The sequence below is a fragment of the Mycobacterium sp. genome (genome assembly GCF_019243155.1).
Classification (GTDB): domain Bacteria; phylum Actinomycetota; class Actinomycetes; order Mycobacteriales; family Mycobacteriaceae; genus Mycobacterium.
Map to the genome: position 1 here is coordinate 1 of NZ_JAFAUS010000126.1, position 6,547 is coordinate 6,547.

At 67.5% G+C, this 6,547-nt stretch carries 10 protein-coding genes; 3 read left to right on the forward strand and 7 right to left on the reverse strand.

From position 1 onward, the window contains the following. The 3 genes from JOZ00_RS06155 to JOZ00_RS06165 all read right to left on the reverse strand — a co-directional run. Positions 1–864: threonine--tRNA ligase (locus tag JOZ00_RS06155; protein WP_293341210.1), on the reverse strand; the 864-nt coding region annotated here is incomplete at its 3' end. A gap of 64 nt (positions 865–928) precedes the next feature. Beyond that, positions 929–1,555 (reverse strand): PaaI family thioesterase, encoded by a 627-nt coding sequence (locus tag JOZ00_RS06160; protein WP_293341231.1) that lies wholly within the window; start codon positions 1,553–1,555, stop codon positions 929–931. A gap of 39 nt (positions 1,556–1,594) precedes the next feature. Beyond that, a complete protein-coding gene (locus tag JOZ00_RS06165) occupies positions 1,595–2,479 on the reverse strand; it encodes an aldo/keto reductase (protein ID WP_293341213.1) in 885 nt (294 codons plus the stop codon). A gap of 57 nt (positions 2,480–2,536) precedes the next feature. Here JOZ00_RS06165 and JOZ00_RS06170 point away from each other — a divergent pair, with 57 nt between their 5' ends. Beyond that, the gene (locus JOZ00_RS06170; protein ID WP_293341215.1) at positions 2,537–3,037 is read left to right on the forward strand and encodes a DUF1990 domain-containing protein; all 501 of its coding nucleotides are present in this window, start codon (positions 2,537–2,539) and stop codon (positions 3,035–3,037) included. Between the two features lie 10 nt (positions 3,038–3,047). Here JOZ00_RS06170 and JOZ00_RS06175 read toward each other — a convergent pair whose 3' ends face one another. The 4 genes from JOZ00_RS06175 to JOZ00_RS06190 are packed head-to-tail and all read right to left on the reverse strand — an operon-like array spanning position 3,048 to position 5,483. Then, positions 3,048–3,995 carry a nitronate monooxygenase gene (locus JOZ00_RS06175; protein ID WP_293341218.1) on the reverse strand — a complete coding sequence of 316 codons (948 nt, stop codon included), beginning with the start codon at positions 3,993–3,995 and terminating at the stop codon, positions 3,048–3,050. A gap of 6 nt (positions 3,996–4,001) precedes the next feature. Then, positions 4,002–4,349, reverse strand: a complete 348-nt coding sequence (locus tag JOZ00_RS06180) for a cupin domain-containing protein (protein ID WP_293341221.1) — start codon at positions 4,347–4,349, stop codon at positions 4,002–4,004. 28 nt (positions 4,350–4,377) lie between these two features. Further along, positions 4,378–4,806, reverse strand: coding sequence for a hypothetical protein (locus tag JOZ00_RS06185; RefSeq protein WP_293341224.1), 429 nt, complete (start codon positions 4,804–4,806; stop codon positions 4,378–4,380). After that, entirely contained in the window at positions 4,803–5,483 is a 681-nt protein-coding gene (locus JOZ00_RS06190) for a helix-turn-helix domain-containing protein (protein WP_293341227.1), read from the reverse strand. Before JOZ00_RS06190 ends, JOZ00_RS06185 begins: the two co-directional genes overlap by 4 nt. Positions 5,484–5,790: 307 nt before the next feature. Here JOZ00_RS06190 and JOZ00_RS06195 point away from each other — a divergent pair, with 307 nt between their 5' ends. Together JOZ00_RS06195 and JOZ00_RS06200 are read left to right on the forward strand one after the other, a co-directional pair. Then, positions 5,791–6,006 carry a hypothetical protein gene (locus tag JOZ00_RS06195; RefSeq protein WP_293341234.1) on the forward strand — a complete coding sequence of 72 codons (216 nt, stop codon included), beginning with the start codon at positions 5,791–5,793 and terminating at the stop codon, positions 6,004–6,006. Between the two features lie 127 nt (positions 6,007–6,133). Then, positions 6,134–6,433: a hypothetical protein gene (locus tag JOZ00_RS06200; protein WP_293341229.1), complete on the forward strand. Its 300-nt coding sequence runs from the start codon at positions 6,134–6,136 to the stop codon at positions 6,431–6,433. The last annotated feature ends 114 nt before the right edge of the window (positions 6,434–6,547 follow it).

Consider the following 6,547-nt stretch of genomic DNA (forward strand, 5'->3'; position numbering starts at 1 on the left):
GTCGAGTTCGACGCCCAACTTGCGGTGGTCGCGACGCTGGGCTTCCTCGATCAACTGCAGGTGCCGGTCGAGTGCCTCGGTCGACTCCCACGCGGTGCCGTAGATGCGTTGCAGGCTGGCGTTGCGCTGGTCACCGCGCCAGTAGGCGGCCGAGCTCCGGGTCAGCTTGAACGCCGGGATGTGCTTGGTGGTGGGGATGTGCGGGCCCCGGCAGAGATCGCCCCAAACCCGTTCGCGCGTGCGGGGATTCAGGTTGTCGTAGGCGGTCAGCTCGTCACCGCCGACTTCCATCACATCGGGGTCACCGGACTTGTCGTCGACGAGCTCGAGCTTGTAGGGCTCGTCCGCCAACTCATTACGAGCCTGCTCTTTGGATTCGTAGACGCGCCGGTCGAACAGCTGCCCCTCTTTGACGATCTGGCGCATCCGCTTTTCCAGCTTGTCCAGATCCTCGGGAGTGAACGGCTCCGCCACGTCGAAGTCGTAATAGAAGCCGTCGGTGATGGGCGGGCCGATGCCGAGCTTGGCCGCCGGGAACAGGTCCTGGACGGCCTGGGCCAGCACGTGCGCGGCCGAGTGCCGGATGACGCTGCGGCCGTCGTCGGTGTTGGCCGCCACCGGGATCACCTCGGCTTCGGCGTCCGGGGTCCAGCTCAGGTCCCGCAGCTTGCCGTCGGCGTCACGCACCACCACGACGGCGTCGGGCACGCCCCGGCGCGGCAGTCCCGCCTCGCCCACCGCGGCGGCCGCGGTGGTGCCGGCAGGAACCCGGATCGGGGCTTGCGGCGTCCGCAAGCCCGGCACAGCCGGGCGCAGCGGGTCGCCGCCGTCGGCGCCCGCGGCGTGGTCGGGTGGGGCGCTCATGGGTTGGTGCTCCAAGTTTCTGGTGGGGAAATGATCGTTGTCATGCTATCGGGGCGGATTGGTCTCAGGGCTGACCAGGCTTGAGCCGCACGAACAGCGCGTCCGCTTCGGTCAGCAGCGTATCGCCGTCCAGCAACCGGCCCGATACGAATAGTTTGCGCCCGTCCACCCGGTCGACTCCCGCATCGAACTGCAATTCCTTTTCGATCGGCACGATGTGGCGGTAGTCGATCTTCAGGTATGCCGTTCGCTGATACGGATTGCCGGTCAGCACCGAGGACGTCAGCCCCAGCACGGTGTCGAACAGCATCCCCAGCGACCCGCCGTGCACGGCTCCGTTGCGCCCCAGGTGAAACCGCGCGAACCGGGCCCAGCCGTGGATCCGGCCGTCGTCGCCCTTGCTCGCCGACATCGGGACCGTCAGGATGCTGCCGCGCATCGGCAGGTCCATCCGGCGTCCGGACGGCGAGTGCCACTCGTCGGCGTCGTACGGCCTCAGCAGCGCCGACACCTTCTGCAGCAGGTCGGCGGCCTCGCTGATCACCTCGTCGGGCGCATCAACGGCACGGGCGTGGTCCTGCAAGGTGCGCACGGCGTCGATGAACCTGCCGTAGTCGGGCCCACCCTTGGTGGTGGGTTCTGGCGGGTTGAATCCACCGCCGGGGTGCTGCTGCTGTTCGCCGGACACCAGAACACCGTATTGCGCGGCGAATGCGGCTGCGCGCGGTGGTTACACGGTCTGCTGTGCCCCCGCCGCCGACAGGGTTTCGAACTCGTCGTCGGACAACGTGATCTGCGCGGCGGCCACGTTCTCCTCCAGGTGCGCCAAGCGCGACGTGCCCGGGATCGGCAGCATCGCCGGCGAGCGCTTCAGCAGCCAGGCCAGCGCCAGTTGGGACGGAGTCGCGTCGTGGTCGGCGGCGATGCGCTGCAGCGGGCCGTCCGCCGCGGCCAGCGGACCGGCGGCCAGCGGGAACCACGGGATGAAACCGACGCCCAGGTTGGTAGCGGCATCGAGCAGCGGTTCGGCGCCACGGGCCGACAGGTTGTACATGTTCTGCACCGACACGATCTCGGTGATCTGCTGGGCCGCGGTGAGCTGGTCGACGTCGATCTCGGACAACCCGATGTGGCGGATCTTGCCTTCGTTCTTCAGCGCGAGCAGCTCGCCGACCTGATCGGCCAGCGGGAAGTTCGCATCGATGCGGTGCAGCTGGAACAGGTCGATGGTGTCGACGCCCAGGCGGCGCAGGCTCATCTCGCATTCCTGGCGCAGATAGCTGGGGTTGCCCAACGGGATCCAGATGTCCGGGCCGGTGCGCAGCAGCCCCGCCTTGGTGGCGATCACGAGACCGTCATAGGGGTGCAGCGCCTCGTGGATGATGTCTTCGGAGTAGTAGGGGCCGTACGAGTCGGCGGTGTCGAAGAAGTTCACGCCTAGTTCGACGGCGCGTCGCAACACACGGACGCATTCGTCACGGTCGGCGGGCGGTCCCCACACGCCCTTGCCGGTTATGCGCATCGCGCCGTAACCGAGTCGATTGATAGTCAGGTCACCGCCGAGGGTGAACGTTCCGGACGCTTCTGCAACAGTTTTCGAGTTTTGCGCGGTCACTCCTATGACCGTACGCCGCGAAGTTTGCCGCGCATCTCGGCGTGGCAACCTGAGGGGGTGGACTTAACGGCGCTCGAGGAACTTCCGCTGACATACCCCGACGTGGGTGCCACCGCGTCCGCCCAATTGCCCGCGGGATACGGCCACCTGCACGTCGAATCCCAAATCGGCACGGGCCCGCAGCGTTTCGAGCGAGCGGCCGACGCCGTCATGCGCTGGGGAATGCAGCGCGGCGCCGGCCTGCGCGTGCGCACAAGTTCCGACGTCGCCGCGGTGGACACCGTGGTGTTGGTCCGGATGGGTTTCCTGCCCGCGCCGTGCCGCGTGGTCTACACCGTCGACGAACCGGACATCCGCGGATTCGCCTACGGCACTTTGCAGGGTCATCCCGAGTCGGGTGAGGAACGTTTCGTGGTCCGCCGCGACCCCGACACCGGCGCGGTGTTCGCGGAGGTGACGGCGTTCTCCCGCCCGGCCACCTGGTGGAGCAAGGCCGGTGGGCCGATCGTGACCGTGGCCCAACGTGTCATCGCCAAAAGGTATCTGCGCGGGGTCTGACCCTCGGGCGCTAAGCGCCCCAGCCGGCCAGCAAAGCTTCTGCGCCGCTACACATCTCGTCGATGACTTCGGCGACGGTCGCGTCGTCGCGGATCATCCCGACACCCTGTCCCGCGTCCACCGGTGCGATCCGGCGGTCGTCGGCGGCGATCGAATCTGCAAGCTCCTCGCGGGCAGGCCGATCCGTCGCGAGCGCGTGTTCGTCGCCCGTCCAGCGCGCGACGAAATCGTTGGCCAGCACCCGCGACGGGAACCGGGCGGGCCAGGGCAGGCCCTTGGCAACGTCGAAGACGCGGGTGACCGCGGTGTCTATGGCGCGGGCTTCGATCAGCGCCCGACGGCTGCCCTCGGCGGACAGCGCCTCCGGGCAGGCGGCCAGGCGGGTGCCGACCCACGCCCCGCTCGCACCCGCGGCCAGCACGGCGGCCAGGCTTCGCGGCGAGGCCACACCGCCGCCCGCGAGCACCGGCACCGAGACGGCATCCAGCACGTCGTCGAGCAACGGCAGCGTCGCGAGCTTCGCCTCGCCGTGCCCGCCGCCCTCGGACCCCCGCGCCACCAGAACGTCGATGCCGGCATCGGCCGCCTGCCGCGCCCCGACACTGTCGTAAACCTGTGTGGCGGTGCGGATCCCGGCGTCATGCGCCTTGCTGACCCAGGACCAGTCGGTGCCGAAACTGACCGACAACAACGCGGGCCGCGCGGCCAGCGCGTCGTCCAGAAGTCCTGCTTCGTTGCGCATCACCCAGTCGACCAGGCCGATGCCGAACGTGGTGTGCACGTGCTGCAACTGGGTGCGCAGCAGATCCCTGTTCGCGATGCTGCCCATGCCGACCATGCCCAGACCACCGGCCGCGCTCACCGCGGCGGCCAGCCGGCCGCCGGCCACCCCGCCCATTGGCGCGTTGACGATCGGTACCCGCAAGCCGAAGCTTTGCGACCAGGGCGTCGACAACATGGGCGGCTATCGGGCCACCGACGGAATGGTCTTCAGCACGGTCAGGATGACCACGGAATCCTCGACGGCGTGCAGCGCGTGCCGCTGCGCCGGGATCGCGACGTAATCGCCGGTTTTGCCGTCCCAGGCGTCGTCGCCGGCGGTCAGGCGCACGTGCCCGTGCAGCACCTGCAACGTCGCCTCGCCTGGGCTGTCGTGTTCGGAAAGGTCGTGGCCGGCAAGCAGAGCGAGCACGGTCTGCCGGAGCTCGTGGTCGTGGCCGCCGTGAATGGTGTGCGCGGCGCGCCCACTGTGCGTCTGCTTGGCCTCGGCCAGTTTGTCGGAGGCGAGGCTGGTCAACGAGATGGATTCCATGGCTGAGTCCTTTGCGATTGGACGACCCTCATAAGCCCGTCAATAGCAGTATTCCCGCCACGGTCAGCCCGACGACTTTGACCGCCTCGAAACCGATATATACGTAGTGCGCTCGGGAACGTGGTCCATTCGATCCCGCCAGCACCGCGTCGGAACGACGGGTCAATCGGGGGCGCACCGCGATCACCTGGACGGCCAGTGCACCGACGGCGACGGCGAATGCCGCGCTGACCCACGCCGGTGTCGGGCCGGACACCGCGATCGCCGCGATGACGAGCGCGAATCCGACCTCCACGGTGTTGAGTGCGCGAAAGACCAGACGCCCGATGCTCAGCCCGATCTGCAGCGTCACGTTGGGCGCGCGGAATTTCAGTGGCGCTTCCAGGAACGAGATGGCCAGCACCATGCCGAGCCAGACGAAGGTGAGCGCGACCTCAACCGCCCGTCCGGCGCTCATCTCGCGGCTTTTCGCCGCACCAGGTGAGCCACGCAGAGGTCCGGTTCAACGAACGCCTCGAGCCGGTCGACCGAGACCGGCGCCTTCCAGGTTTCCATCGCGCCCTGCATCAGGCCGAGGTGCACCGGGCAGACGACACTGGTTCGGTTTTCGGCCAATTCCAGAAATGGGCAATGCCGCAGGCCGACCTGTTGCTCCCCGTCGACCGCTCGGCGCTCGGGCGCGAAGCCGAGGTCGTCGAGCACGTCGACCAGGTGGTCGATCGCGTCGTCGGCGGTCGCGACCTCCGCCAGCGGAGCCTCGATGCCCGAATCCAACTTTCGTCCCCACTCGCGCCCGGCGGCCACGGCCTTCGCGGCGGCATCCGGTTCGTTGGCGAACGCCGTGGCCAACACCTCAGCCAGCAACCGATAATGCCGCGTCCCACCACGATCCATCTGCCGGACGGCCCGGAACATCAGCGGCGGGCGCCCCGGGCCCTTGCGGTCGAGCTCGACGTTTTCCACCAGACCGTCGCCGACCAGGGTGTCGAGATGAAAGCGGACCGTGTTCGGATGCACGCCTAGGACCTCGGCGATTGCCGCGATGCTCAGTGGATCTGGCGACGTTCGCAGCAGACGCAGCACCTCGCGGCGCCGGCTCGCGGATTCCCCGGTTGACGTCGGCTGGAACTTCAAGGACTCTCACGCTCCTTCCGCAGCGATGTGCGTCGACCCCGGCAGACCCTCAGCAAAGGATGCCTCATTGTCGGCCAGATGGGGGGCGGACAGCCGCGGGTGCGCCGGTTCAGGCGGTTTGAATTCAACAAAGTTTAATCAACACCATTTGTATAAACCGGGTCAAGGCCGCGAGCGGTAATTACTTTGGACCCTTTCCGCAATCCGCGCGTGACGGAATAATGAGGACGTCTGACGTAGCTTGACTGAGGCGGTTACGGCTGAACAAGGGAGCAAGACGGTTATGGGTCCCATCCCACCGTTGTTTTTGACCGACTCTGACGTGGATGCCCTGGCTTCGGATTTCCTGGAGTCGCGTTACCTCGGCTCGATCTATGCCGATTGGTCACCCGATCGACGCCTCGACACCTTCTTGCGCCGGCGCGGCCTCTCCCGCGTCGCCGACGACGGCGACCTGTCGAATCATGTCCTGGAACGCATCATGGCTCACGTGAGCCGGGCGTCACAGCTGGCGCGGCGTTAGCACGCCGCTGCGCTGGAAAAAGCTGTCGCACTGGGACTTCGGCGGTCGCGCAGCGTAATCAAAGTGTTTCGATAGTGATGCGCTCAATCGCTACGCCTCGGCGGCCGGCACTGGTGGAATGACAGTTATGGGTAACGGGGACAGGACGATAAACGGGGCTACCTGGCGGGCTCATTGGCCACTGCGCAAAACGAGGACCACGCTGTACCAACTCACCGATCGACTGCACGGGCACACGGCCCGGGTGCCGGCACATCAGGTCAGCGCAACGGTCTCCGGGTGGCTGGCCGAGGTGGGAGCGAAGAGCCCGTTGGTCGACGACCTCGCCAGAGCGGTCAGCGACGGCGACTGGGCGGCTGTGCACGCCCTGGGTGACTGCTTATCCATCGAGATCGCCGTGGCCGGCGAGATCGCCGTCGCCGGCTGAATCGTTTGCGGCCGTTCGGGGCGGCGGCCCGGAATGGGGGGTTTCCGGGGCCGCCGCGGCATCCAATGTGACCATCCTTGCGACCGGACGCGGTAGGGACCGAAGTCCCTAATC